Genomic DNA, 26,253 nt, shown 5'->3' on the forward strand with positions numbered 1-26,253 from the left:
TATGAGTGGATTACATATATTAGCGTTTGGTGCTCATGCCGATGATGTTGAAATCGGCATGGCCGGTACCATTGCTAAATATACGAAGCAAGGGTATGAAGTAGGTATTTGTGATTTAACAGAAGCTGATCTTTCTTCTAATGGAACAATAGAATTGAGAAAAGAAGAAGCAAAGGCGGCAGCTCGTATAATGGGAGTAAAAACGAGACTGAATTTAGCGATGCCAGACCGTGGTTTGTATATGAAAGAAGAGTATATACGTGAAATTGTAAAGGTGATTCGTACATATAAACCAAAACTAGTTTTTGCGCCGTATTATGAAGATCGTCATCCAGATCATGCGAATTGTGCAAAACTTGTGGAAGAAGCTATTTTTTCAGCGGGAATTCGTAAATATATGCCAGAGCTTCCACCACATCGTGTGGAGTCTTTTTATTATTATATGATTAATGGTTTTCATAAACCGAATTTTTGTATAGATATAAGTGAGTACCTTTCTATAAAAGTGGAAGCATTAGAAGCATATGAAAGTCAGTTTTCAACAAGTAGTGATGGTGTGAAAACGCCGTTAACAGAAGGTTATGTTGAAACTGTGGTCGCTCGAGAGAAAATGTTTGGAAAAGAAGTTGGAGTCTTATATGCCGAGGGATTTATGAGTAAGAAACCGGTTTTATTACATGCTGATTTAATAGGGGGATGTAAATGAAATTAAAAATAGGTATTACATGTTATCCTTCTGTAGGTGGTTCTGGAGTTGTTGGAACAGAATTAGGAAAGCAATTAGCGGAACGCGGGCATGAAATTCATTTTATTACATCGGGTTTACCATTCCGGTTAAATAAAGTGTATCCAAACATTTATTTTCATGAAGTGACGGTAAATCAATACTCTGTATTTCAATATCCACCATACGATTTAGCGTTAGCGAGTAAAATGGCAGAAGTTGCACAAAGAGAAAACCTAGATATTTTACATGTGCATTACGCAATACCACATGCAATTTGTGCTTATTTAGCAAAACAAATGATTGGAGAGCGTATTAAAATTGTTACAACCTTGCATGGAACAGATATTACTGTGTTAGGTTCCGACCCTTCGCTAAATAATTTAATTCGTTTTGGTATTGAGCAATCTGATGTTGTGACGGCGGTCTCGCATTCATTAATTAACGAAACGCATGAGCTTGTAAAACCAAATAAAAACATTCAAACGGTATATAACTTTATAGACGAACGTGTATATTTCAAGCGTGATATGTCTCAATTAAAGAAAGAATACGGTATAAGTGAGAGTGAAAAGATACTAATTCACATTTCAAATTTCCGTAAAGTGAAACGTGTGCAAGATGTTGTTCAGGCATTTGCTAAAATTGTTACAGAAGTAGATGCGAAGTTGCTTCTTGTTGGAGATGGACCAGAATTTTGCACGATTTTACAGATAGTGAAAAATCTACATATTGAAGATCGCGTCTTATTCTTAGGGAAGCAAGATAATGTTGCAGAACTACTTGCGATGAGTGATTTAATGTTGCTTCTTTCAGAGAAGGAGAGTTTTGGTCTTGTTTTATTAGAAGCGATGGCGTGTGGTGTACCTTGTATCGGAACAAGGGTTGGAGGTATTCCGGAAGTCATTCAACATGGTGAAACAGGATATTTATGTGAAGTTGGCAATCCAACAGGAGTGGCAAATCAAGCCATTCAGCTATTAAAGGATGAAGAACTTCACCGTAATATGGGAGAGCGAGCAAGAGAAAGTGTTTACGAGCAGTTCCGCTCTGAAAAAATCGTCTCACAATATGAAACGATTTACTACGATGTACTAAGGGATGACAAAAATGGAAAGATTTAAAAAAGCTAGTTCTATTATTGAGACTTTAAAGCAACAAGGACATGAGGCTTACTTTGTCGGTGGAAGCGTACGAGATCTTATTATCGATAGGCCAATTGGTGATATTGATATTGCGACATCTGCTTTACCAGAAGAAGTGATGGCTATATTTCCAAGACATGTTCCTGTTGGTCTTGAGCATGGAACTGTAATTGTGGTAGAAAATGGTGAACCTTATGAGGTAACTACTTTTCGAACAGAGAGCGAATATGAAGATTTTCGAAGACCTAGTAGTGTTCAATTCGTTCGTTCATTAGAAGAGGATTTAAAACGTCGTGATTTCACAATGAATGCAATTGCGATGACAGAAGAAGGCAAAATGGTTGATTTATTTGCTGGACAGGAAGCGATTCAAAAGAGAGAAGTTGTGACGGTTGGAAATGCTGCGGATCGTTTTCAAGAAGACGCCCTGCGAATGATGCGTGGTATTCGTTTCGTAAGTACGTTAGGTTTTTCTTTAGAAATGAAAACGAAACAAGCAATTGAAACATATGGACATTTGCTAGAACATATTGCAATTGAGCGAATTACAGTGGAGTTTGAGAAACTGTTAACTGGTACATATTGTGTGAAGGGCTTGCAAGAATTAGTAGAAACGAAGCTATTTTCTCATCTGCCATATTTACAAATGTCAGAAGAGAGATTATTAAAAGCTACGCAGTATAACTGGGATTCTTTTGAAACGGACATTGAGGCATGGGCATTCTTCTTATATTGTATTGGGGAAGAGCATCCATCTGTCTTTTTACGTCAATGGAAGTTTTCGAATAAAAAAATAAAAGATATCGTCGCAGTTTTATTAACAATTCGTACGAGAAAGGAGAAGGATTGGGATACAGTTCTTCTTTATAAAACGGGACTTCATATCGCTGAAATGGCCGAAAGAGTATATGAAGCGATGATTGAAAGCTATGATCATACATCTGTTAAACGAGTACAAATGTTGTTTGAAGTATTGCCAATAAAGAGTCGCCAAGAAATGAATGTGACTGGGAATGATTTATTAAACTGGGCAAATAAAAAGCCCGGTCCGTGGGTTGCTGAAATGATTCAAAAAATTGAGGAAGCAATCGTACAAGGAAACGTAGGTAATGAGAAAGAGTGTATAAGGGAGTGGCTGCAAGAATGCAATCTACTATAAGAAAGCAGTTATTGCAAGTTTTTTCGGAAGCGGATGGCGCGTTTGTATCTGGCCAAACGATTAGTGATAAACTTGGTTGTTCAAGAACCGCTGTGTGGAAACATATGGAGGACCTTCGGAATGAGGGATATGAACTTGAAGCTGTGCGTCGATTAGGTTATCGCATTGCGAGTAAGCCAGACAAAGTAACTGCTAATGAAATTCAGTTAGGGTTACAAACGAAACATATTGGTAGAACGGTATATTTTGAAGAAACTGTCGAATCCACGCAGCATATTGCAGCAAAACTTGCTTATGAAGGTGCGGAAGAAGGAACGATTGTTGTTGCAGAAGAACAAACAGCTGGCAGAGGTCGTTTAAGCAGGAAATGGCATTCACCAAAAGGAACAGGAATTTGGATGAGTATTATTTTACGTCCATCAATCCCGGTTCATCATGCACCACAACTTACTTTATTAGCGGCTGTTAGCGTGGCACAAGCAATTGAAAAGTGCACGGGTGTAAACGTAGGAATAAAATGGCCGAATGATATTTTAATTCAAGGTAAAAAGGCTGTAGGTATATTAACAGAAATGCAGGCAGATCCTGATAAAATTAATGCTGTCATTATGGGCATTGGTATTAATGCGAATCAAAAGCAAGAACATTTTGATGAGGAAATTCAACATATTGCTACTTCTTTAGCGATTGAATCCGGTGAGCCAATTGTTCGTGCAGAGCTTATGCAACAAATCTTTTTACAACTAGAAAAATTATATGAAGAGTATTTACAAAATGGTTTTTCTGTCATTAAAATTCTTTGGGAAAGTTACGCTGTGAGCGTCGGGAAAGAAATTACCGCTCGAACGATGAGAGAGACAATTACAGGGGTAGCAAAAGGAATTACAGAGGATGGTGTATTGCTTCTGGAGGACCATGAAGGGAAAGTACATCACATTCATTCTGCAGATATCGAAATTAAGTAAAAGAAGTTCCAAAAAGGAACTTCTTTTTATTTGACTATTACTTTGCCTTCCATTCCTTTAAGAAGATGGTACCGGCATATTAATTCATATGTACCAGTATTTTTAGGTTTCACGGTAATGTTTTTTTCTTTTCCTGACTCGACTACGACATCAATGCCGAGTTTTTTTACTGTAAAGGTATGTTCATTCTTACCTTTGTTTTTTAATAACAATGTTGTTGACTCTTCAATTGGAATGGTGATGACGTTTGGATGAAAGTAATCATCATTCAGTTCGACCTCAATTACTTTCGTTGAATCGATAGGTTGTGTTACGACGTTAACTGAGGCAAATGCATGGAAGGAGCTAAAAGTTATCATCACTACAATCATCAGAAGCAAACCGGTCGATGGAAATAACCATTTGTTCATAAACATTCGCAATTCTCCTTTTGTAAGTACTTTTCTCAATTAACCTGCATCATTAGTTCACGAGTTATACAATGCATATAAACTAAAAGCTATTTACCCTTTCTATGAGTTCGTTAGTTATGAAATTTTCACATACCGTAATGGGAATAAAAAATTATTTTTTCAAAAAAATGTAGTAATTCCTTTTTGGAGTTTGCTATAATTAGTTCGAATGTGGGCAGTATCAGAGCGAACTGCACCATGATTCGAAGCAATACGAAAAATAATAACTTGGATTCTGCCTTGATCCAATAACGGACTGGGACAGAGGGATGAATAATGCCGACTAACACACAACCCTTCTGCCCTTTTATGGCCAGAGGGGTTTTTTATATGATTTCGGCCATCTCCTCTCTCCTGTATAAAGGAGGAGTAGTTTTTGAAAACAAAAACAGATTTTTTGAAGATGAAAGAGCAAGGTGAGCCGATTACGATGCTAACGGCGTATGATTATCCATCTGCTAAGTTAGCAGAAGAAGCTGAAGTTGATATGATTCTAGTTGGAGATTCCCTTGGGATGGTTGTGCTCGGCTACGATTCAACAGTACCTGTCACAGTAGAGGATATGATTCATCATACGAAAGCTGTACGCCGAGGAGCGAAAGAGACGTTTATTGTAACTGATATGCCATTTATGTCGTATCATGTGTCGCCTCAAGATACGATGGTGAATGCACGCCGCATTGTTCAAGAGAGTGGTGCTCATGCATTGAAGGTAGAAGGTGCAGGGGAAGTGGTATCAACTATTCATTACTTGACGAATGCGGGAATTCCTGTCGTGGCACACTTAGGCTTAACTCCTCAATCTGTAGGAGTACTAGGTGGGTATAAAGTACAAGGGAAAGATGCTGAAAGTGCAAAAAAATTAATAGAAGATGCGAAGAGATGTGAGGAAGCTGGTGCGATAGCGCTTGTGTTAGAATGTGTGCCAATGCAGTTAGCGGAATTAATTTCGAAGCAACTAACAATTCCGACGATTGGAATTGGAGCAGGGAAAAAAGTAGATGGGCAAGTACTTGTCTATCATGATCTTATCTCATACGGCGTAAATCGTGTTCCGAAATTTGTGAAGCAATATACGTCTGTTCAAGAGGAGATTGTGCGAGGGATTTCACAATACGTTACTGAAGTAAAGACGGGACAATTTCCAGAAGAAAAACATTCGTTCACAATGAAAGAGGAAGAATGCTTAGCGTTATACGGAGGAAAACAATAATGAAAATCGTAACTACAGTGCAAGAGATGCAGCAAATTACAAACGAACTTCGTATAAGTGGAAAAAGTATTGGTTTTGTTCCAACGATGGGTTATTTACATGAAGGTCATGCGACTTTATTACGTAAGGCAAGAGCAGAAAATGAAATTGTAGTTTTAAGCGTGTTTGTCAATCCACTACAGTTTGGGCCGAATGAAGATTTAGATCGATACCCTCGTGATATTGATAGAGATGAAAATGTAGCAAAAGAAAACGGTGTAGATTATTTATTTTATCCGAGCGTAGAAGAAATGTATCCAGCAGAACAAACGACAACAGTAGCAGTTGTGAAACGTACTGATGTATTATGTGGCAAACAAAGACCTGGTCATTTCGCTGGAGTTGCGACTGTACTAATGAAACTATTTAATATTACATTGCCAACGCGTGCTTATTTTGGTATGAAAGATGCACAGCAAGTTGCTGTCATTGAAGGATTTGTCGCTGATTTTAATATCCCGGTTACGATCGTACCAGTGGATATTGTGAGGGAAGTAGATGGATTAGCGAAAAGTTCTCGTAACGTGTATTTATCACAAGAAGAGCGTGAAGAGGCTCCTCATTTATACAGCAGTCTATGTAAAGCGAAAGAAAGAATTGAAGCAGGCGAACGTAATGCAGAAATCATTACAACTCTTGTGAAAGAGTATATTGAGACGTATACGAAAGGCACTGTAGATTATGCTGATTTATATGCCTATCCTTCACTACAAGTAATAGATAAAATTGAAGGACGAATGATTTTAGCAATTGCAGTTAAATTTGAGAATGTACGATTAATTGACAATATAACATTAACGGTTAAATAAGGGGGAGCATCTATGTTTCGCACAATGATGAGAGCGAAGTTACATCGCGCTACGGTAACAGAAGCAAATTTAAATTATGTAGGTAGTATTACAATTGATGAAGATTTAATGGATGCAGTAAATATTGTAGAAAATGAAAAAGTACAAATTGTAAATAACAATAATGGTGCTCGCTTAGAGACATATGTTATTAAAGGAGAACGAGGTAGCGGTGTTGTTTGTTTAAATGGTGCAGCTGCAAGGCTTGTACAGCCAGGGGATAAAGTTATTATTATTTGCTACGGTTTAGTGGCAGAAGAAAATATTCATAACCAAGAGCCGAAAATTGCAGTATTAGACGATGATAATCAAATTATCCAAATGTTAGGCGCTGAAAAAGCGGGTACGATATTATAAGTAAGAAGGCTATCTCTATTACGGAGATAGCTTTTTTGTGCATCTTTTCATTAAGATGAGATAAAACGTGGTATAGTAACATTATATAATTTTGTGTTTGATAGGTAAGAAATTGAGGTGTTACATATATGAGTAAACGTTATGTCGTTGTGGATTTAGAGACGACAGGGAACTCCTGGAAGGACGGGAAGGATAAAATTACCCAAATCGCAGCTGTTGTAGTGGAAGATGGAGAGATACTAGAGATTTTTTCATCTTTTATTAATCCGAAGAGAGAGATTCCGCCATTTATTACAGAATTAACAGGGATTGATGAGAGTATGGTTAAGCAAGCCCCGTTATTTCAAGATGTAGCCCCGATGGTTGTTGAGCTATTGCAAGGTGCAGCTTTCGTTGCACATAACGTTCACTTTGATTGGAATTTTTTAACAGAAGAATTAAGGCGTGCTGGATATACAGAAGTACATTGTCCGAAAGTTGATACAGTTGAGTTGGCGCAAATTCTTTTGCCGACGGCTGATAGTTATAAATTACGTGATTTAGCTAAACAACATGAATTAGAGCACGATCAACCGCATCGTGCGGATAGTGATGCTCTTGCAACAGCGGAATTATTTTTACAATTTTTAAATGAAATTGAAAATTTGCCACTTGTCACCTTGCAATCGCTTTATGAATTGAGCGATGTTTTTCAAAGTGATATAGCGGATGTACTTTCTGAAAATATTTTAAAGAAAATGATGCATGGTAGAAAAGGGGCAGAGGGGTATGAAGTATATCGAAATATTGCGCTTCGAAAACGAAATTATGCTTTAAATCTCAGTGAAACATGTTCATCTAAATTTGATGCTTTCTTGCATAAGGCAATCGATAAACTTGAATTGAATATGCCAAAGTTTGAAAAAAGAGAAAGCCAACAGATTATGATGAAGGAAATATATACAGCACTAAGAGATTCTAGGTTTTCACTAATTGAAGCAGGAACAGGAACAGGGAAGACTCTTGCATATTTACTTCCAAGTATTTATTTTGCAACGAAAAAAGAAGAACCTGTCATCATAAGTACCCAAACAGTACAACTGCAACAACAAATATTAGAAAAAGAAATTCCATTATTACAGAAAATAATGCCATTTTCATTTGAAGTAGCTCTTTTGAAAGGAAGAAAGCATTATCTTTGTCTACATAAATTTGAATATGCTTTGCAAGAGGAAGAGAAAAATTATGATATGGCGCTCACAAAGGCAAAAATTTTAGTGTGGTTATTGCAAACAGAAACTGGCGATCGTGATGAATTAAATATTCCTGAGGGCGGAAAGTTACTTTGGAACCGTATTTGTAGTGATGTACATAGTCCAGGCGGGATGCAAAGCAACTGGTATAGCCGTTGTTTTTATCAACGAGCAAAGAATAAAGCATTATTTGCAGATATCGTTATTACAAATCATGCGTTATTATTTCAAGATTTTTCAAGCGAAGAACCACTATTTGCTTCATGTGAACATATTATTTTTGATGAAGCTCATCATATCGAGGAAGCGGCGAGTAGAACATTAGGTGAACAGTTCTCCTGTATGTATTTTCAATTAGTTTTATCTCGTCTTGGTACGCTAGAAACAGATGATGTACTTTCTAAAGTATATAAAATGATGAAAAAATCAGAGCAAGCCTCTCGTTCGACTTTCCGTATGGTGAGTCATAGTTTGAAGGAATTGAAATTTGATGCGGATGAGCTATTCCAAATGTTACGTGCTTTCATCTTTAAACAAACAAAGCAGGAACAAGGGATAAGCAATATGCCACTCATTTATCGATATAACACGGAAGTAGAGAAAGGTAAGTTATGGGATAGCATTACCGAGTTAACAAATCGTTTTGTATACGATGTAAGAAAATTATTGACTACACTTGAGAAGCAAGTTGATATATTGCAAAGTAAATTAGAATGGGAGATGCATGTTGTTACAGGTGAATTTATGCATTTAATTGAGTTGTTGAGAAAGATGGAACAATCTTTACAATTACTCATTTTAGAAAAAAATTCATACGTGACATGGATGGAGACTGAAACGAAGGGGACAATTCATTCAACCGTTTTATATGCACAGCCTGTTCATATTGGTGAAAGGCTTGCGGATGAATTTTTAACACAGAAAAAGAGTGTTATTTTCACATCAGCAACGTTAACAGTAAACGATTCATTTGACTATATAAAAGAAGAGCTAGGTTTACATGATTTTGCTCCCAATACATTACAGGTTCCGTCACCATTCCGTTTTGAAGAACAGATGAAATTAATGGTTTCAACAGATGTGCCTTTTATTAAGCAAGCAAGTAATGAAGAATATATTGAATCTGTGTCGGCACATATTGCAAAAATAGCGAAAGCTACAAAAGGTAGAATGCTTGTTTTATTCACTTCTTATGAGATGTTAAAAGAAGCGTATACGAATTTGAAAAATGATGAGGAATTAGAGGGGTATTTATTATTAACGCAAAGTGTGAATAATAAGAGCCGAAGTCGTCTCATTCGTAAATTTCAAGAGTTCGACAAATCGATTTTGTTAGGAACAAGTAGTTTTTGGGAAGGGATAGATATACCTGGAGATGCCCTTAGTTGTCTTGTTATTGTACGACTTCCCTTTACACCTCCGCATCAACCGATGATGGAAGCAAAAGGAGAGTGGTTACAAAATCAAGGACAGGACGTATTCGCTAAGTTAGCACTCCCGCAAGCAATCTTGCGTTTCAAACAAGGATTTGGTCGTCTAATTAGAACAAGTACAGATACCGGAACAGTATTTGTATTAGACCGTCGTTTGACAAGCGCTTCTTATGGAAAACGTTTTTTACAATCAATCCCAACTGTTCCGCTTTATGAAGGCCCTTTAGAAGAATTATTAGAACAATTAAAGGAACGGCCAAATAAATAAAATTGGAAGAAAAATACGCCTGAAGTACATTTAAGCTTCAGGCGTAAAAAATGTGGGTAGGAGGAATTTTATTTTTCTTACTTCTTGTATACAAAATGTATTGGTTTTCGACTTGAAACCTTTTTTTGCAGTACATGTCCTGCTATAATAGATGGGTGATGAAGCAGGGGTTGTAAAGAATGTACTCTTATTGTAACCGTATTGCGTTCTTCTATAATTAGAAATTTTTGTGTAACGGAGGAGTTTTTTCATGGATAAGAAAATCGAAGTCCTATCAACGACGCGTCTTAAATATTCGTCTGATTTGTATAAAATCGTTGATAGTTTGAATCGTACGTTAAAAGAGCAGGACCTCATGTTCGGATTAGCATTAGACGAAAAAGATAAAGAAACAGCTGTATTTACGATCTACAGAACGTAGTGATACAATGAAAAAGTGGATCTTTGCAATCGTTATCGTAATCGTTGCTAGCGGAATATATGGGGCGTATGTTTATAATAAAGCAATGGAAAAGAAAATCCATAAAGAGGAAAAATCTGTAGAAATTGCAAAAGAAAAGGCAAAGCTTACAAAAGTAAAATCTGTAGATTATTATAACGGAAATTCTTCATATACAGTCGTACAAGGTGTAGACGAAAAAGGAGAACAAATTATTGTTTGGGTGCCAAATAAAAAAGGGAATGTCCTTGTGAAGAAAAAGAGTGAAGGTATTCCTGAAAAAGAAGCTTTGCAAAAGTTGGCTGAACAAGCTACAGGAAAAGGCGATGAGCCGAAGCCAAAGCCAAAAGAAATTATAAAAGTAAAATTAGGTGCTCAAAACGATATTCCGTTGTGGGAAATTACATATATTGATCAGGAAGATCGTTATACGTATTATTATTTAGAGTTTCAAAATGGGGCTTATGCTGGTCATTACAGCATTGAAAAATAGATGTAGGGGGAACTACAAATGAAATTAGCAAAGCGAGTAGCTGCTTTAACACCATCTGCAACTTTAGAAATTACAGCAAAGGCACAAGCATTAAAAGCAGAAGGTCATGATGTAATTGGATTAGGGGCAGGAGAACCTGACTTTAATACGCCAGAACATATTATGGATGCTGCACATAAAGCGATGTTAGAAGGACATACGAAGTATACACCAACAGGTGGATTACAAGCGTTAAAACAAGAAATTGTGAAGAAGTTTACACGTGATCAAGGAATTGCGTATGATCCATCTGAAATTATTGTATGTAACGGTGCAAAGCATGCATTATATACATTATTCCAAGTGTTGCTTGATGAAGGAGATGAAGTTATCATCCCAACTCCTTATTGGGTAAGTTATCCTGAGCAAGTAAAGCTTGCTGGAGGTAAGCCAGTTTACGTAGAAGGCCTGGAAGACAATGAGTACAAAATTACAGCGAAGCAGCTGCGTGAGGCAATTACAGAGAAAACGAAAGCAGTTATTATTAATTCACCGAGCAATCCAACAGGAATGATTTATAGCAAAGAGGAATTACAACAGCTTGGAGAAGTATGTTTAGAACACGATATTTTAATCGTTTCAGATGAAATTTATGAAAAATTAATTTATGGTGGAGCAGAATATACTTCGATTGCCCAGCTTTCTAATGCATTAAAAGAACAAACACTTATTATTAATGGTGTATCTAAATCTCATTCTATGACAGGATGGCGTATTGGATATGCAGCAGGAAATAAGCAGCTTATTAAAGCGATGACGAACTTAGCGAGTCATAGTACGTCAAACCCTACTTCAATCGCTCAATACGGCGCAATTGCAGCATATGCAGGCTCACAAGAACCTGTAGAAACAATGCGTCAAGCATTTGAAGAAAGATTAAACATTATTTATGATAAATTAATTCAAATCCCTGGCTTTACTTGCATTAAACCACAAGGTGCATTTTACTTATTCCCTAATGTAAAAGAAGCTGTAGCTTTATCAGGATACGAAACTGTAGATGATTGGGCAAAAGCTCTATTAGAAGAGGAAAAAGTGGCTCTTGTACCAGGTACAGGATTTGGTGCTCCAAATAATGTTCGTTTATCATATGCGACATCTCTTGAACAAGTAGAGAAAGCATTAGAACGCATTCATACGTTTATGAAAAGTAAAGTGCAAGCTTAATTGTATATTTTATTAACGCAATACAAAAAACCTTCCTACATAATAGGGAGGTTTTTTTGACGAATTGTGACAAAAAGAAATAGCGAAAGGTGTGTTATACTAGAGAGCGAGGTGTTTGGTGATGAAAAAGAAAATGATGTTACAGTGGTTTGAGCAGGGAAGCATTGCAATTCCAAAATTACTTATGATGCATTATAAAAAATTAGGGTTAAATGAAGTGGAATTTATGGTTGTACTTCATGTACACACATTTTTAGAATCGGGCAATTCGTTCCCGACTCCGTCAGAGATTTCAGAACGGATGACGATTACTGAAATGAAATGTATGGAAGTAATTCAGACATTGATTCAAAAAGGTTTTTTATCATTAGAAGGTGGACAAAAATCAGAAGCGATGATTTGTGAAAGTTATTCTTTACAACCGCTATGGGAAAAAATATTGCATTTCTTAATGAACGAATCAATAGAGGAAGAACAAAAAGAAATAAAACAACTGCAAGTAAATTTATATACAGTATTTGAAAAAGAATTTGGAAGACCACTTTCTCCGTTTGAATGTGAAACGTTGGGTATGTGGGAAGATCAAGATCAACATCATCCGAATTTAATTCAAGCGGCCCTCAGGGAAGCTGTAATGAGTGGTAAGCTTAATTTCCGATATATTGATCGTATTTTATTTGAGTGGAAAAAGAATGGTATTAAAACAGTAGATCAAGCCCAAAACCAAGGACGGAAATTTAGAGCAAATCAACAACGAACGCAGCAAACGACAAAACAAGAGACGAAATTTACTGGGAAAGTGCCTTTTTATAATTGGTTGGAGCAGTAATGTAGGAGGAAGTATATGTTAAATAAAACGCAAATTCGCTATTGTTTAGACACAATGGCGGATATGTATCCAGAAGCACATTGTGAATTAATTCATGATAATCCGTTTGAATTAGTAATCGCGGTGGCATTATCTGCACAATGTACAGATGCACTTGTAAATAAAGTGACGAAAAATTTATTTCAAAAATACAAAACACCAGAGGATTATTTAAGTGTGTCTTTAGAAGAATTACAACAAGATATACGTTCCATTGGATTGTTTAGAAATAAGGCGAAAAACATTCAAAAATTGTGCCAGATGTTGCTAGATGATTATAACGGGAAAGTTCCAGAAGACTGGGACGAGCTGACGAAACTACCAGGAGTAGGAAGAAAGACAGCGAATGTAGTTGTTTCGGTTGCATTTGGAATTCCAGCGATTGCTGTTGATACGCATGTAGAGAGAGTGAGTAAACGGTTAGCAATTTGTAGATGGAAAGATTCTGTGTTAGAAGTGGAAAAGACATTGATGAAGAAAATTCCAATGGATGAGTGGGGAGTTACACACCACCGTATGATTTTCTTTGGACGTTATTACTGTAAGGCGCAACGACCACAATGTGAAGAGTGCCGATTACTAGAAATATGTCGCGAAGGAAAGAAACGAATGAAGGGGAAATAAAGGATGGAGCGAGTTATAGAAATACCGAAAGAGTTTCGGTGCGTACCATTTTTTAAAGAGAGTGCGAATTCGATTACGTATCACACAGACCAATCTTTTGAAGAAATAATACAAAATACTTACTTTATACATGATATTGAAAGACAATATGAGCCATGGAATGAAATTGAAAATAGTATTCCTGTACTGTTGAAAGTGTGGAAAAGTAAGCATGAAGACATTGCTACACTATTTCGAAACAGAAATAAGCAAGAAGCTGAAGGTCCAATGATTCTTTTTGCGGCACATTTGTTATCGATTGTATTTTGGTTAAATGAGCAACCTGTTCATAGTTTGAATGAAATGGAAGCTTATACGAGTAAATTGGAAGTACAACCAGTTAATTTTATGGAGCGATATTCGTTCATTATAAAGAAACCGAATAATTATCATTCCTACATTCAGTTAGCGCAGTTGTATATTGAAATAGAAAAGCTATATGTAAAGAAAATGATAACAAAAAAGAAGTCCTTTTCTCGTTAAGAGAAAGGACTTCTTTTTTTGTATTAAGATTCTGTTGTAACAACATTTCCGTCTGCGTGAGGTGTATCTCCTCCGGTATTTTGTTGTTGTTCTTGTTGCTTGTGTTGTTCTTCTTCAGCTTTTTTTCTAGCAGCCTCTTCTTCAGCTTTCTTTCTAGCAGCTTCTTCTTCGGCTTTCTTTCTAGCGGCTTCTTCTTCAGCAGCCTTTTTCTGAGCTTCTTCTTGTTGTTTACGTTGTTGTTCTTGTTGTTGCTGTTGCTCTTGTTGTTTACGCTGTTCTTCATCAGCCTTTTTCTTAGCTTCTTCTTGTTTTAGTTTATCTTCATTAGCTTTTTTCTGAGTTTCCTCATCAGCTTTTTTCTTAGCTTCTTCTTCAGCCTTCTTCTTAGCCTCTTCTTCAGCTTTTTTCGGGTCTGGAGTTCCGCCAGGTGCAGTGAAGGATGCACCAACTGCAGGGCTTGTTCCATTACCTTTTTTCGCTACTACAGAGAAGCTGTAAGTAACGCCTGGTTTAATACCACCAAGAGTAGCTGTCGTACCACTTATTGATAGGCTACCACTTGAACCGTCAGTTGCTTTATAGCTTGCTGCATACGCATCAACTTCTGCTGGTCCAGACCAGTTTAGTGTAACTGTGCTAGCGCCATCGAAAGCGACATTAAGACCACTAGGTGCATCTACTTTAATTTGTTTAACCGCATCTTTCTTAGCACCTTTTACGTACAATTCACCATATAATTCTTGTACAGAAGAAGGGCGTTCGAAACGAGATTTATCTGTAGCGAATTTGCTCATCATTACTTGGAACATTTGTTGCGCAATTCTAGTAGAGCGATCGCCAATGTAATTTTCTGAGCTATCTTTTTCGTAACCAGTCCACACCGCCATTGTATATTGCGGTGAATATCCAGCAAACCAGCTATCTCTGTTTGCATCAGCTGGGATACCATATTTTTTTATAACGTCTTCATCAAAGTTTTGTGTTCCTGTTTTACCAGCTACGTCTATACCGGAAACGTATGCTGTTGGACCTGTACCACCAGAACCAGGTCTTATTACGTCACGAAGTACGTCAGTAACCATATATGCTGTATAGTCGTGCATTGCACGTTGTTCTTTCGGCTTAAAGTTTTTCTTTTTCCCGTCTGGGAAGATGACTTCTTTTACGAAGTGAGGCTTATTATATACACCGTCATTACCAAATGCGGCATATGCACCTGCTAGTTCTAATGGAGAACTATCGTTACTACCAATTGCTGTTGATTCATATGTTTTGCCGTCTTTAAATGTCATACCCAACCCTTCAGCAAACGCTTGTGACTTAGGAAGACCCACCGCTTGGGCTGTTTTTAAAGCCGGGATGTTTAATGATTTTTTCAAAGCTTCACGTAGTGAAACGTCACCTTTGTAACTATTTGTTGCATTTCGTATTTTTTTACCATTGGAATACGTATACTCTGAGTCATTTAATTGATGGTATGTAGACCATTGTAAATTCTCAATTGCTGGACCGTAGTCGAAAATTGGTTTCATTGTTGAACCAACTTGGCGTTTTAGATCAATGGCCATATTATGACCTTTGAAAGTAGACTTACTTTCTTTACGCCCAGCTCCAATTGCTCGAACTTCTCCAGATTGTGTATCCATAAATACGAATGATCCTTGGAATTGATCGTTAGGATACTTAATGAGATTGCCATCCATAATTTTGTCAGCGTAATCTTGAGCATCTTGGTCCAGTGTTGTATGAATCGTTAAACCATCTGAACCGATATTTATATCGGGATATTCTTTTTCAACTTCTTTTACAACAGCATCTAAAAATGCTTGATACTTCATCTCAGTTACTTCTGAAGACGGTTGAAGACCCTCAGTTACAGAGATTTTCATTGCGTTATTCATTTCATCTTTTGTTATATAACCATGTCGATTCATTAATGATAATACGACGTTACGACGTTGTGTAGCTCGTTCAACGTTGTCTTGTTTTGTTGGGTCATAAATATTAGGACCTTGGGGTAAACCTGCAAGCATTGCAGCTTCATGTAACTGTAAGTCTTTTAAGTCTTTGTTATAATATTTTTTGGCTGCTGTTGCAATACCGTACGAACGGTTACCTAAGTTAATCTTATTTAAGTACATTTCTAAGATCTCATGTTTAGAGTATTGTTGCTCTAATTTGTAAGATAGGTACCATTCTTGTACTTTTCTCTTCGCAGTTTTGTCCATCGTTAGAAAATAGTTTTTGACTACTTGTTGTGTAATCGTACTACCACCTTGAGATCCGAAGCCTCCAGTGACATTTTCCATAACTGCTTTTGTAGTTCGTTTAAAATCAATTCCATTATGATCATAGAAACGTGAATCCTCAGTTGCAAGGAATGCACTTTCAACTACCTTTGGAATTTGATCATACGTAACGTGGGTTCGTTTTTCAGCACCGTATTCATAGAAAAAGTTCCCATTCTTATCAAGAAACTTTGTTGATAAAGGATTGACAAGTTTTGATTTGTCTAATTTTGGAGCGTCCTTCACCATAACAAAGAAAGCGGAAACGCCAGCTACAAGACCAACGATACCAAGAAGTAGACAACCTATAAGGAATTTTTTTAAAAAGGAGCCTTTTTTCTTTGGTTTGTTCTCTTTATTTGTTTCTTGCTTTTGATTTTTTACATGATTTCGTTCTGTACGAGAACGATAATTATCTGACATTATACTTTCTCCTACCTTTCATTCTCTCCCCAAAAGTCGAAAAAAGAGCCTTAGTGATGACTCTATCACGAAAAATAAACCGTGTCTAGTACACGGATATAATCAATCCGAGGGTGATAACCGCATGATAATAAAGATCCATGCTCTTCTATTTCTTCTTTCGTAATCGATTTCCGTCCACCAGTATTTTGACGATTCCAAAATGCAATAATATGTTTTGCATCTAGTAAATAAAGTTCATCAAAAAGTGTAAATTTAATAATAACAAATGCAATTCCATCATGAGCGAGTACTTGCTTCATATGTTCAATTTGATGAAGGTGGAAGTTTTGAAGTGGAAAGCTGGTTTTATTTTTTGTTTCTTTCGCTTCAAAATCGATGTATTTCCCTTTGTATACACCGTTGTAATCTGTTGTAGAAGGTTGTTTAAAATACGCTTCTTTTACCACTGCAGCACTTCGAGCGGGGTAATCTACTTTTACAATTTGAAGAGGTGTAGGCTTTTTATGTACACATGCAATATTATGGGTTAAGTAATATTCATTTGTTTCATTCAATTCCTCTTCAAGGGACATACCTCTATTACTATAAGTATGTTTTTTAATTGGTGTTTTATGAGGTTGTGAAGCTTGATTGTACCGTTTTCCGTTTGGGTAACGAATGGTCATAGTGTGTCCACTCCCAACTTGCTAAGAATTACTTACAAAGGTGATTATAACAAAAAATGAAAAAAGATGTGACCTTTTTGAAGAAAGGTATGATGACTTATTTATGTTTACATGGAATGATTATGAAAAAATTAAACAATATCGTAAAAATATGGTTTGTACAGACGAAGAAAAAACAATCGTTTATAACATTAAGGGGAAAATAGAAATGGCTAATATGGACAACATTTCTCGAACACACTCTTATCAAGAATATTATGTAAGGAACAGTGAAATTAGGTGGGCCTTTTTAGCAAGTATGGTCTCGAGAAATGCGGGATGGAATATGACTGATTTAAAAGGGATATATTATGCTACTGTTTTACCTCAAACAGTAAAAAAACATTTGTTTCTGACTTATGAAGAAGCGAATTGGATTATTTTTTTAGATGCATTTCCTCAGCTATTGTTATACGAAGAAAGTAAGAGGAGGCAGGTACCACTATTCTATTTGTTACAATATTTTAACGTATCAATTTTTATGGAAAAAGAATGGATTTATTTTTGGGAAAAAAAAGATATAAATAGGCTCATGACAGCGCTTATTATAAATGAGCAAAATAAAATTCAAAAACCAGTTATTGAGAATACATATTTTAAAAAACATGTATTCCATACTGCACTTTTTAAATTGCAAGAAATGCTTCATATTAGTGCTGTTATTTTTCCGACTGTGGAAGGGAGGATGTATGGTTTTTCAGTTTATCAATTTGAAACGTTACAAAAGCGTATAGAACTAGGGCAGAAACTAGCGGAGTTACTGTTTCATCCGAATTATAAAAGTTCATTCCATAGGTTTGCATTGCAAACTATACACACAGGATCAAGAGCAGATTATGAATATTATGTAAGAGAAGCTAGAAAATCTTGTACGCCAGCCCTTAGAGAGGTTTATCCTGTCGTTGCACATAAGGAAATAAGTATGAGAGATTGGTTTTGTAGAGATACGGAAATAAATGAGTTGTTTCTACTGGAAGAGTATAAGGGGGAAGTTGATATAACAGAATGGTATAAAAGAAAGAGGGAGCAAATATATGTTGCTTCTATCGTAAATCGTTTTGTTAAAAGGATGGATGAGTTCGTGATATAATAAAAAAGAAGTCCCGTCTTCATAAATGAAGACGGGACTTCTTAATGTGAAGTAATCCTGCCCTGTATGCTAAAAATTTAATTAAGAGATTAAGGATGCTTTAGAAATTAGCTTTTTGTAAAAGTGCTAAAGTTTCACTTTATGTAGCAGGGAAGTTTGGACCATCTAACTTAGGGTTGCCAGTCTCGGGTTTATTTTGTTTGTTTTGTTTTTTCTTTTTTTCGTTTTTGTTCTTTGCCATTTTCATACACCTCCTTTTTGTATTGTTACCATTTCTATAAATGACATACAAAATGATTTCTTTGACGAATAACAACTAGTTTTGTCATGTGAGCAGGAGTGAAGAGTCATTCGGCGAAATTACATGACAAAGGAAAAGCAAAGAAGGGGGCGTTTTGTATATGGCGATGGTTCAGAAGGAAGATGTAATGAAAACAATGGATCAAATGTTAAGTTCTCTCGATTTGCTGGAAATGAATATAGGGATTAGAATGAATCATGCATTGAAGGATACGAGTGAAAAAATATGCAATAAAATAGAAATAACAGAAATGCATATTGAGCATATGGAAAATAAATTAGTGCATCACGAAGAAAAAGGGAATTGGGTGAAGGCATTTCAAAACGTCGTAGTGAGTGCATAATAAGGTGGGAATAAAATGAAGTATGAAGCATTAATACAATCTTCAGAAAAACTCATGCAGTATAATAATGAAGCGAATGTGAAAAAAAGAGAAATGATTGAGTACGATTTTTATAAGGATATGAAACCATTTGTAGATATGGTAGATGAGGAATTAAAAGTGTGGAAAGAATTAGCTTATAAATGGATTAAGGAAGAAAAACCGAAGTATATACATGTACAGCAAATTGATCAAGTGTACGATAATTTACAGACAAATGTGTTGCAATGTTTTGTAAATAAAGGTAAAGGTAAGCGATTCTTTGAAACACATCAAGCCATTTCGTATACTTTGCAAAATATAATTGAGCAATGTAAGTAACAAGAGGGGAAACCCTCTTGTTTTTTATGCTTCTGTCATTGTTGTAGGTTTTGTTGCACCGTTTATTTCTAATTCTTTTATTAATGTTCGGTAATCTGAAATGCATATTTTTCCTTCGAGATACCAATGTCTCGCAAAGTCTAACAATTCATTTACATTCTCTGTGTAATACCCCTTTTTTTGAGAAAACGCTTGTTTTAAATCCCCTAATACCATGTTGATTCCTCCCCCATGAGAATCTTCTTCTTTATTATCATAGCATGGAAGGGTTTTCTTTTTTAATTTTTTAAAAATTTAAACTTCCGACAAAAATAGACAGATACTCCGTCACACATATTATTTTACTGGTACATATTATATATGTAGAAACTTATGTGAAGGAGGAGAGAATGCATGTTTCAACAACCAAACGTATATCAGCAATCTAATCCATATACACAGCAAAATATGTACCAATATAATACGGATACATATTTACGGTATAATATGTATCCTTTCGAGCCTCATTATGGAAATCAAAATTATTACCAGCCATTTGAAGTGTCGTTTATGAATCAACCGCAACAACAGCAGCAGCCCTATATGGATCAGCAACAGCAACCTTATATGAATCAACCGCAACCGCAGCAGCAGCCCTATATGGATCAACAACAGCAATCTTATATGAATTCACAATACTATATGCCACCACCATCTCCCTATGGAAATCAACAAGCGATGTTTTATCCACCAAAACAACCGTACCCGACGCAGAATAAACAAAAACAACAACAGCAACCGAGTCAATTTTCTAGTTTTGTTTCCCAATTTAAAAACTCAGATGGTAACTATGATGTAAATAAAATGATGAATACAGCTGGACAAATGATGAATGCGATGAACCAAGTGACGGGTATTGTAAAGCAAGTTGGAGGTTTTTTTGGTAAGTAATCTTGGGGGATTGTCTATAAAAAGCATTACGTATAAAGCAGAAAGCTAGACAAATTTCCTTGTAATAAATGGGTATATATAACAAACGGCTTTCCCTCTTTTCTCATATTGTAAAGTGTAGTCAGATTTTTTTAACGAGAGAGGAGAGAAAAAACTATGCATCATTGTCATCCTTGTTTTGGAGGGCATAAGCCTGTAGGACCTATCTGTACAACTGCTCCTGTCATTCATCCGACGAAACAGTGTGTAACACATTCTTTTTCAACAACGGTGGTGCCACACATTTTCCCAACGCATACAACACATGTTCATCATCAACAAATTAAAAACCAAAACTTCTTCCCACAAACAAACTCGAATGTAAATGTTGTAGACCCAATCGATCCAGGATTCGGCGGTGGATGTGGACCATGTGGTCATGGACATCATGGACATCACGGACATCACGTATCACCATTTGGTCCAGGACCAAATGTATCTCCGTTTGGACCAAACGTATCACCATTCGGACCAAATGTATCACCATTTTTACCAAACAATGTATCACCAGTAGGTCCGAATATTGGACCAAACGTTGGTGGAATATTTAAAAAGTAAATGATATGTTAGAACTAGCGAAATGCTAGTTCTTTTTTTGTAATTGGAGTGTTGATATGAAAGTTATTGCTGTAACGGGATATAAGCCATTTGAACTTGGTATATTTAAAAATGATCATCCAGGGGTGGAATGTATAAAAAAAGCATTGCACCGAAAATTAACTACTTTTGTAGAAGAAGGTTTGGAATGGGTGATAATAAGTGGGCAGTTAGGAGTCGAATTATGGGCTGCTGAAGTTGTTTTTGAAATTCAAGTAGAATATCCAAATCTAAAATTAGCGGTATTTACTCCGTTTTTAGAACAAGAAGAAAGCTGGAAGGAAGATAACCGTGAATATTACGAATGTATTCTCTCTCAAGCAGACCATATTGATAGTATTACGAAACGGAAGTACGAAAGCCCGGAACAATTTAAATTAAAAAATCAATTTTTTATTGAAAAAAGTGATGCACTTTTAGCTGTATATGATGAAGAAAAACCAGGGAGTCCCAAATATATTGTAGAAGCAGCAAAGAAAAAAGGAGAAATAGAAAATTATCACAGTTATTTCATTCTTTTTTCTGATTTACAAGATATAATAGAAGAGGAACAGTGGAATAATGCTGAGTAATATGTAATATAGTACTCGTATATATGATTGACAAAAGGCGTTGTTTCTGAAAAAATTTAGGTAATGAAAGTTTTGGCAAAAATTTGAGGTGAAGAAAATGATTTCGGATAAAATTAAATTAACGGCGAAAGATATTTTAGAAAAAGAATTTAAAACAGGCATGAGAGGCTATCAACAAGAAGAAGTAGACAAGTTTCTTGACATGATCATTAAAGACTATGAAGCTTTCCACAAGGAGTTTGATCAATTAAAGCAACAAAATGCTCGTTTAAAGCGTGAATTAGAGGAACAAAAATTAGTAGCAACGCAAGTGCCACAACAACCAGTTGTACAAACACCAGTTGCACAACCTGTATATAACAACACGAATACGGACATTTTAAAACGTCTATCTAATTTAGAAAAAGCTGTATTTGGAAGTAAGTTATACGAATAATTTTTAGTGGTAAAAAGGTTAAAGCATTTTACATAGAAAAAAACATTGCAAAATCTTTTTGTTTCCACTATACTAATGGATGTCATAACGTTTGGGTAATCGCTGCAACGCCAACGTTGTAGAGGAAAGTCCATGCTCGCACGGCCTGAGATGGCTGTAGTGTTCGTGCCTAGCCAATTCATAAGCTAGGGTATTCTGGCTGTAAGGCTGGTTTAACGGCAGGGAAAAAACCTAAGTCCTTTCGGATATGGTTTGACTACCTTTAAAGTGCCACAGTGACGAAGTCCTTGAAGAAATGATAGGAGTGGAACGAGGTAAACCCCACGAGCGAGAAACCCAAATAATGGTAGGGGAATCTTTTCCAAGGAAATGAACGATGGGAAAGGACAGGTTGTATAACCTGTAGATAGATGATTGCCACCGGAGTACGAGGCGTGGGCCGTTTGCAGTACAAAGGAACAGAACATGGCTTACAGAACGTTATGAACCAACTATGAAATAACTCAGCTCTCCTTTGTTAGAGGAGGGCTTTTTATTTGTATGAAGTTATAAATTATGAGTTAAAATGGTTAATGAGAAAATTCTTCGTAAAATGTAATGATTAATAGGACAAATTGCTATTAATTATTGTTTAACTATACATAAGAGGTGAATGCAAATGGGAAAAGTTACTTTAATTGCAACAGCGGCAATGGGTATTGAATCGTTAGTTGCCCGAGAAGTTCGTGATCTTGGTTATGAATGCCAAGTGGAAAACAGCAAAGTAACATTTGAAGCAGATGAAAAGGCGATTTGTCGCACGAACTTATGGTTACGTACTGCGGACCGTGTGAAAATTAAAGTTGGCGAATTCAAAGCGACAACATTTGATGAGCTGTTTGAAAAAACGAAAGCATTAAACTGGGGAGATTATATTCCAGAGAACGGAGAGTTCCCTGTAATTGGTAAATCGTTAAAATCTGAGTTGTTCAGTGTTTCAGATTGCCAACGTATCGTTAAAAAAGCTGTCGTTGAAAAATTAAAAACAACATATAAACGTACAACTTGGTTTGAAGAAGATGGTCCGTTATTCCGTATTGAGATCGCAATGCTCAAGGATATTGCAACATTAACAATTGATGCAAGTGGTGTTGGACTTCATAAACGTGGATACCGTATGGATCAAGGGGAAGCTCCATTAAAAGAAACATTGGCTGCGTCTTTAATTAAGTTAACAAACTGGAAGCCGGATCGTCCTTTCGTGGATCCTTTCTGTGGATCAGGTACAATTCCGATTGAAGCAGCATTAATTGGACAAAATATTGCACCAGGATTTAACCGTGGCTTCGCATCAGATGCGTGGGGCTGGGTTGGTAAACAAAACTGGCGTGAAGCTCGTCAAGAAGCTGAAGATTTAGCGAATTATAATCAACCACTACAAATCATTGGATCAGATATCGATCATCGTATGATCCGAGTTGCTCAAGACAACGCTGAAGAAGTAGGTTTAGGTGATTTAATTACATTTAAACAAATGCAAGTAAAAGATTTCACGACAAAAGAGGATTATGGATATGTTGTAACGAATCCTCCATACGGAGAACGTTTAAGTGAAAAAGCACTCGTTGAACAATTGTACAAAGAAATGGGACAAGTATTCCGCCCATTAGACACATGGTCAGCGTATGTATTAACAAGCTACGAAGCATTTGAAAAGTGTTATGGAAAAGATGCATCGAAGAAACGTAAACTATTTAATGGATTTATCCGTACAGATTACTACCAATACTTCGGAAAACGTCCACCGCGTAATTCATAGTATAAAACTCCTCCAGCGCGCATATACTGGCTATTATGTAATGCGTAAAGGAGGACGTGATATGGATAGTTTCCAATTATCAATGATTCAAAAAGCTATTCATCGTACGTATGATGAGATCGGGAAAGAAGTGGATAGCCAAGGTGCGATTGTAGATGAAATACAAAAAGCACAAGAAGAATATTTGTCAGCTCTTTCACACGAAACAGCGATTGATAAACGATATTTAAAGTCATTAATATAGAAAAAAATTTTCCTTTTTCGAAAGGAAAATTTTTTTTCGTGTATTTCTATGTATGGCAACAGGGGAAAGTGGCTGCACACATATGAGTAGCAGTTGCTATATCTTTTTATAGAAAAACTTTTTGGTTGGAGGCTAAGGATGTTTACTGAGAAGAGATTACCATTTGAAGTAGGGAAACAAGATAATTTTTATGATAAGTTGAATGAATGGATTGGAGATGTGTTTTACGATATCCTTCCGGAAAAAGGCTTTGAAGAGCGTGATGAACAAATTTTTATGGCGTTTCAATTAGAGCGTGCTTTCCAAGAAAAGAAAGTAATGTTCGCAGAAGCGGGTGTAGGAACAGGGAAAACAATTGTATATCTTCTATATGCAATTTGCTATGCGCGTTATACTGGAAAACCAGCTATTATCGCTTGTGCTGATGAAACGTTAATTGAGCAGCTTGTGAAAGAAGAAGGGGACATTGCTAAGTTATCTGAAGCATTAGGACTATCTGTTGATGTTAGACTTGCGAAATCAATGGATAATTATTTATGTTTACGTAAACTTGAAGATGTTATGAGTGGACGAGCTCCAGAAGTAATTGAAGATGTATACTACGAATTACCACAGTTTGTATTCGATCATGGTACGATGCAAAACTTTACCCACTACGGTGACAGAAAAGAATTTCCACTTTTAAATGATGAGGAATGGTCAAAAGTAAATTGGGATTACTTCCAAGATTGCTTCACTTGTGATTCTCGTCATCGTTGTGGTCAAACTCTTTCTCGTGAACATTATCGTAAAGCGGCAGATTTAATTATTTGTTCTCAAGATTTCTACATGGATCATATTTGGACGTACGATGCTCGTAAGCGTGAAGGGCAAATTCCGTTATTACCTGAAAGTAGCTGCGTTGTATTCGATGAAGGACATCTTGTAGAATATGCAGCTCAAAAAGCTTTAACATATCGTTTAAAGCAAACGATGATGGAGCAACTTTTAACAAGATTGTTGCAAAACGATATTCGTGAAGAGTTTGCGCATTTAGTAGAAGAAACAATTTGGCAAACAGAGCGATTCTTTGATGTGTTACAAGAAAATAAAAAGGAAATCGCCGGTTCTGATCGTTTAGAAATTACTGTGACAGAAAAAGTAACAGCTGAAGCGAATAGACTTTATGCGAAAATTGGTGAAGTCGGTGATGCATTAGTATTTGAAAGTGAAATGCATACAGTAAACACGTATGATTTAAATATCGTTGATGAACATTTAGATGTATTAGAACATTCACTTCGTCTGTTCATGCACGAGAAAAATGTAATTACATGGGGTGAAGAAGGTGATGGAGCCTTCACGTTAGTGATTATGCCACGTGCAGTTGAAGAAGTATTACAAGAGAAAGTATTCTCGAAGAAAATCCCGTATATTTTCTCTTCTGCTACATTATCTAACAACGATTCATTCGCATTTACAGCAAATAGCCTAGGGGTAAAAGATTACTTATCATTCTCAGTTGCCTCACCGTTTGATTATGAGGAGCAAATGGCAGTAAACTTACTATCGCATACGAAAGAAAATGAATGGGAAAGAAAGTGTCAATATACACTTGAAAATATACAGAAAACAAATGGACGTACACTTGTATTATTCCGTACAACACAAGAACTTGCAGCGTTTAAAGAATATGTAAGTAAAGAACAAATGTCCGTTCCGTTCCTATATGAAGGGGATCAAGAAATTAGTCAGCTCGTTTCTCGTTTCCAAAATGAAGAAGAGACTGTACTTTGTGCTGTTCATTTATGGGAAGGTTTAGATATTCCTGGTTCATCATTATCGCATGTTATTATTTGGTCATTACCATTCCCTCCAAACGATCCTGTGTTTGAAGCGAAGCGTAAACATGTAAATGATCCATTCTGGGATGTAGATGTACCGTATATGATTTTACGTCTTCGTCAAGGGATTGGACGTTTAATTCGTACGAGCGACGATAAAGGTGCTATATCAATCTTCTTATCTGATACAGAAGATGAGAAAGTGATAGAAGCGGTGAAAAACGTACTACCAGTAGAAGGTAAAGAATTATAAGGAGAAAGCTTGGCACTTGCCAAGCTTTTTTTCTATTATAAAAGGGATTTAGAGTTCCATGT

At 36.3% G+C, this 26,253-nt stretch carries 29 protein-coding genes and 1 other RNA gene; 25 read left to right on the forward strand and 5 right to left on the reverse strand.

Annotated elements, in window-relative coordinates:
• The first annotated feature begins 1 nt into the window (after nt 1).
• Genes bshB1 through MKX31_RS05920 form a run of 4 tightly spaced genes read left to right on the forward strand, consistent with a single transcriptional unit; the run spans nt 2 to nt 3,993 of the window.
• Complete coding sequence (gene bshB1 / locus MKX31_RS05905; RefSeq protein WP_087979995.1) at nt 2–706, forward strand: bacillithiol biosynthesis deacetylase BshB1; 705 nt, start codon at nt 2–4, stop codon at nt 704–706.
• Nucleotides 703–1,848: an N-acetyl-alpha-D-glucosaminyl L-malate synthase BshA gene (bshA, locus tag MKX31_RS05910; RefSeq protein WP_000768303.1), complete on the forward strand. Its 1,146-nt coding sequence runs from the start codon at nt 703–705 to the stop codon at nt 1,846–1,848. Before bshB1 ends, bshA begins: the two co-directional genes overlap by 4 nt.
• Complete coding sequence (locus tag MKX31_RS05915) at nt 1,835–3,028, forward strand: CCA tRNA nucleotidyltransferase (protein ID WP_098102158.1); 1,194 nt, start codon at nt 1,835–1,837, stop codon at nt 3,026–3,028. Before bshA ends, MKX31_RS05915 begins: the two co-directional genes overlap by 14 nt.
• Nucleotides 3,013–3,993 (forward strand): biotin--[acetyl-CoA-carboxylase] ligase, encoded by a 981-nt coding sequence (locus MKX31_RS05920; protein WP_064476609.1) that lies wholly within the window; start codon nt 3,013–3,015, stop codon nt 3,991–3,993. The genes MKX31_RS05915 and MKX31_RS05920 overlap by 16 nt, the downstream gene beginning before the upstream one ends.
• Before the next feature lie 26 nt (nt 3,994–4,019).
• On the opposite strand, the gene MKX31_RS05925 is transcribed toward MKX31_RS05920, so the two are convergent.
• A complete protein-coding gene (locus tag MKX31_RS05925) occupies nt 4,020–4,409 on the reverse strand; it encodes a cupredoxin domain-containing protein (RefSeq protein ID WP_142315013.1) in 390 nt (129 codons plus the stop codon).
• 412 nt (nt 4,410–4,821) lie between these two features.
• On the opposite strand from MKX31_RS05925, the gene panB reads away from it, so the two are divergent.
• The 10 genes from panB (at nt 4,822) to MKX31_RS05975 (ending at nt 13,987) form a co-directional block, all read left to right on the forward strand.
• Entirely contained in the window at nt 4,822–5,658 is an 837-nt protein-coding gene (gene panB, locus MKX31_RS05930; RefSeq protein WP_000853116.1) for a 3-methyl-2-oxobutanoate hydroxymethyltransferase, read from the forward strand.
• A complete protein-coding gene (gene panC / locus MKX31_RS05935) occupies nt 5,658–6,506 on the forward strand; it encodes a pantoate--beta-alanine ligase (RefSeq protein WP_098092965.1) in 849 nt (282 codons plus the stop codon). Before panB ends, panC begins: the two co-directional genes overlap by 1 nt.
• 12 nt (nt 6,507–6,518) lie before the next feature.
• Nucleotides 6,519–6,902 carry an aspartate 1-decarboxylase gene (gene panD, locus MKX31_RS05940; RefSeq protein ID WP_000490178.1) on the forward strand — a complete coding sequence of 128 codons (384 nt, stop codon included), beginning with the start codon at nt 6,519–6,521 and terminating at the stop codon, nt 6,900–6,902.
• 128 nt (nt 6,903–7,030) lie between these two features.
• Complete coding sequence (gene dinG, locus MKX31_RS05945; protein WP_098102163.1) at nt 7,031–9,835, forward strand: ATP-dependent DNA helicase DinG; 2,805 nt, start codon at nt 7,031–7,033, stop codon at nt 9,833–9,835.
• Between the two features lie 250 nt (nt 9,836–10,085).
• Nucleotides 10,086–10,256, forward strand: coding sequence for a YpmA family protein (locus MKX31_RS05950; RefSeq protein WP_000358354.1), 171 nt, complete (start codon nt 10,086–10,088; stop codon nt 10,254–10,256).
• Between the two features lie 7 nt (nt 10,257–10,263).
• Complete coding sequence (locus MKX31_RS05955; RefSeq protein ID WP_000758745.1) at nt 10,264–10,767, forward strand: cell wall elongation regulator TseB-like domain-containing protein; 504 nt, start codon at nt 10,264–10,266, stop codon at nt 10,765–10,767.
• Between the two features lie 18 nt (nt 10,768–10,785).
• The gene (gene aspB, locus MKX31_RS05960; RefSeq protein WP_000761545.1) at nt 10,786–11,973 is read left to right on the forward strand and encodes an aspartate transaminase AspB; all 1,188 of its coding nucleotides are present in this window, start codon (nt 10,786–10,788) and stop codon (nt 11,971–11,973) included.
• A gap of 121 nt (nt 11,974–12,094) precedes the next feature.
• Nucleotides 12,095–12,802: a DNA replication protein DnaD gene (gene dnaD / locus MKX31_RS05965; RefSeq protein WP_064476605.1), complete on the forward strand. Its 708-nt coding sequence runs from the start codon at nt 12,095–12,097 to the stop codon at nt 12,800–12,802.
• Between the two features lie 15 nt (nt 12,803–12,817).
• Complete coding sequence (gene nth / locus MKX31_RS05970) at nt 12,818–13,465, forward strand: endonuclease III (RefSeq protein WP_340980298.1); 648 nt, start codon at nt 12,818–12,820, stop codon at nt 13,463–13,465.
• A gap of 3 nt (nt 13,466–13,468) precedes the next feature.
• Complete coding sequence (locus tag MKX31_RS05975) at nt 13,469–13,987, forward strand: YpoC family protein (protein ID WP_064476604.1); 519 nt, start codon at nt 13,469–13,471, stop codon at nt 13,985–13,987.
• Between the two features lie 23 nt (nt 13,988–14,010).
• Here MKX31_RS05975 and MKX31_RS05980 read toward each other — a convergent pair whose 3' ends face one another.
• The gene (locus MKX31_RS05980; RefSeq protein ID WP_088048409.1) at nt 14,011–16,698 is read right to left on the reverse strand and encodes a PBP1A family penicillin-binding protein; all 2,688 of its coding nucleotides are present in this window, start codon (nt 16,696–16,698) and stop codon (nt 14,011–14,013) included.
• 65 nt (nt 16,699–16,763) lie between these two features.
• Complete coding sequence (recU, locus tag MKX31_RS05985) at nt 16,764–17,366, reverse strand: Holliday junction resolvase RecU (RefSeq protein ID WP_064476602.1); 603 nt, start codon at nt 17,364–17,366, stop codon at nt 16,764–16,766.
• Nucleotides 17,367–17,469: 103 nt separating this feature from the next.
• On the opposite strand from recU, the gene MKX31_RS05990 reads away from it, so the two are divergent.
• Nucleotides 17,470–18,495, forward strand: a complete 1,026-nt coding sequence (locus MKX31_RS05990) for a DUF2515 domain-containing protein (protein WP_340980302.1) — start codon at nt 17,470–17,472, stop codon at nt 18,493–18,495.
• A 139-nt stretch (nt 18,496–18,634) separates the two neighbouring features.
• On the opposite strand, the gene MKX31_RS05995 is transcribed toward MKX31_RS05990, so the two are convergent.
• Nucleotides 18,635–18,811 (reverse strand): hypothetical protein, encoded by a 177-nt coding sequence (locus tag MKX31_RS05995; protein WP_001982922.1) that lies wholly within the window; start codon nt 18,809–18,811, stop codon nt 18,635–18,637.
• A gap of 85 nt (nt 18,812–18,896) precedes the next feature.
• On the opposite strand from MKX31_RS05995, the gene MKX31_RS06000 reads away from it, so the two are divergent.
• Nucleotides 18,897–19,139: a hypothetical protein gene (locus MKX31_RS06000; RefSeq protein ID WP_001252042.1), complete on the forward strand. Its 243-nt coding sequence runs from the start codon at nt 18,897–18,899 to the stop codon at nt 19,137–19,139.
• Between the two features lie 15 nt (nt 19,140–19,154).
• A complete protein-coding gene (locus MKX31_RS06005) occupies nt 19,155–19,499 on the forward strand; it encodes a YppE family protein (protein ID WP_000872967.1) in 345 nt (114 codons plus the stop codon).
• A 24-nt stretch (nt 19,500–19,523) separates the two neighbouring features.
• Here the strand turns inward: MKX31_RS06005 and MKX31_RS06010 are convergent, their stop codons facing one another.
• Entirely contained in the window at nt 19,524–19,715 is a 192-nt protein-coding gene (locus MKX31_RS06010; RefSeq protein WP_000242661.1) for a YppF family protein, read from the reverse strand.
• A gap of 177 nt (nt 19,716–19,892) precedes the next feature.
• Between MKX31_RS06010 and MKX31_RS06015 the strand changes: the two genes are divergently transcribed.
• The 8 genes from MKX31_RS06015 (at nt 19,893) to MKX31_RS06050 (ending at nt 26,191) form a co-directional block, all read left to right on the forward strand.
• Complete coding sequence (locus MKX31_RS06015) at nt 19,893–20,429, forward strand: YppG family protein (RefSeq protein WP_064476601.1); 537 nt, start codon at nt 19,893–19,895, stop codon at nt 20,427–20,429.
• A gap of 156 nt (nt 20,430–20,585) precedes the next feature.
• The gene (locus tag MKX31_RS06020; RefSeq protein ID WP_000546280.1) at nt 20,586–21,026 is read left to right on the forward strand and encodes a CotD family spore coat protein; all 441 of its coding nucleotides are present in this window, start codon (nt 20,586–20,588) and stop codon (nt 21,024–21,026) included.
• 56 nt (nt 21,027–21,082) lie between these two features.
• Nucleotides 21,083–21,637, forward strand: a complete 555-nt coding sequence (locus tag MKX31_RS06025; protein ID WP_048543489.1) for a DUF1273 domain-containing protein — start codon at nt 21,083–21,085, stop codon at nt 21,635–21,637.
• A gap of 97 nt (nt 21,638–21,734) precedes the next feature.
• Nucleotides 21,735–22,073, forward strand: coding sequence for a cell division regulator GpsB (gene gpsB, locus MKX31_RS06030; RefSeq protein WP_000622425.1), 339 nt, complete (start codon nt 21,735–21,737; stop codon nt 22,071–22,073).
• 87 nt (nt 22,074–22,160) lie between these two features.
• Nucleotides 22,161–22,551, forward strand: an RNA gene (gene rnpB / locus MKX31_RS06035) — RNase P RNA component class B.
• 180 nt (nt 22,552–22,731) lie between these two features.
• Nucleotides 22,732–23,871, forward strand: coding sequence for a THUMP domain-containing class I SAM-dependent RNA methyltransferase (locus MKX31_RS06040; protein WP_064476600.1), 1,140 nt, complete (start codon nt 22,732–22,734; stop codon nt 23,869–23,871).
• Between the two features lie 61 nt (nt 23,872–23,932).
• Complete coding sequence (locus MKX31_RS06045; RefSeq protein WP_000376887.1) at nt 23,933–24,115, forward strand: DUF3921 domain-containing protein; 183 nt, start codon at nt 23,933–23,935, stop codon at nt 24,113–24,115.
• A gap of 138 nt (nt 24,116–24,253) precedes the next feature.
• Nucleotides 24,254–26,191, forward strand: a complete 1,938-nt coding sequence (locus MKX31_RS06050) for an ATP-dependent DNA helicase (RefSeq protein ID WP_000493718.1) — start codon at nt 24,254–24,256, stop codon at nt 26,189–26,191.
• Nucleotides 26,192–26,253: the final 62 nt, after the last annotated feature.

The organism is Bacillus sp. FSL M8-0063 (assembly GCF_038005545.1).
GTDB classification, from domain to species: Bacteria; Bacillota; Bacilli; order Bacillales; family Bacillaceae_G; genus Bacillus_A; species Bacillus_A wiedmannii.